The sequence below is a fragment of the Robinsoniella sp. genome (assembly GCF_034124845.1).
The window spans coordinates 1-459 of the sequence record NZ_JAWYAJ010000173.1; the positions used below are offsets into that span (position 1 = coordinate 1).

1 protein-coding gene and 1 pseudogene are annotated in these 459 nt (G+C 44.4%); both read right to left on the bottom strand.

What is annotated here, in order from left to right; translation table 11 throughout:
• Positions 1-273: pseudogene (locus ACH2DQ_RS08210) on the bottom strand (hypothetical protein); the annotation flags it as partial.
• A 12-nt stretch (positions 274-285) separates the two neighbouring features.
• Positions 286-438: a DUF5058 family protein gene (locus ACH2DQ_RS08215; protein ID WP_395026311.1), complete on the bottom strand. Its 153-nt coding sequence runs from the start codon at positions 436-438 to the stop codon at positions 286-288.
• Positions 439-459 lie beyond the last annotated feature (21 nt).

A 459-nucleotide genomic window follows, 5' to 3' on the forward strand; every position in this document is an offset into this window, starting at 1 on the left:
ATTTCCAGTGAGGAATGTCAGATAGCTGCCTCCTGTGCCAAGCATGGGAGCGTATACCAGAAATTCCACGATTGCTACAGGGATATAGATAATCCCGACTTTAATAATCCCCTTCAGGAACCCGGACATATCCGGCATTACTCCATACAGCAGCCCCATTACAAGAGGTGCTCCTATCAATAAAACAATTGCCACTCCCAGAGTAATTCTTCCCAGCAGATGCAATTGCTGATTAAACTTTTGCAGATACGCTTCTTTTGCATTCTGATCCATAAATCTGCCTCCTTAAGCCAATTTAATTAATACAGCGGCAATCATGCCGATCAGCATACTGGTCGCCACACTGAAATTATCCAGCCATGCCATTTGCTTCTTCTGTGTAAAATATTCAAAAATCGCCATCACCACAGCAGCTATTCCCGCCACCACCAGCGGCAGATAATTTCCCGAGGAAGTAAA